1 protein-coding gene is annotated in these 296 nt (G+C 69.6%); it reads left to right on the top strand.

Annotation, left to right across the window (positions count from 1 at the left end):
* Positions 1-296, top strand: a 296-nt coding sequence (locus tag KI686_RS16415) for a DUF222 domain-containing protein (RefSeq protein WP_237590389.1), incomplete at both ends; no start/stop codon positions are given.

The raw sequence follows: 296 nt of genomic DNA, 5'->3' as shown, positions 1-296 counted from the left end.
GTGGCCGAGGCACCGTTGCACAGGAACGCGATCGAACGGTCGATGATCGCCGAATACGCCGCCGCGGGCCGGGTCGCGAAAGGCAGCGTGGAGCACGCGTTCGCGACCGCGCGCAGCCTCCGGGAGTCGTTCCCTGCAGTGCAGGAGGCTTTCGAGGCCGGAACGATCACCGCCTCTCACGTGCGGGAGATCCTGTCTGCCGCGTCTCCCGTGCAGCAGGCGGTCGCCGACGAGACGATCCCGCCGCATCTACTGGGCCTGTATGAGGCGGCGGCGCTCGAGTTCGCGGAGGCGGA

The organism is Polaribacter sargassicola (assembly GCF_021991835.1).
Lineage (GTDB): Bacteria > Bacteroidota > Bacteroidia > Flavobacteriales > Flavobacteriaceae > Polaribacter > Polaribacter sargassicola.
This window is presented reverse-complemented; position numbering and strand designations above follow the sequence as displayed.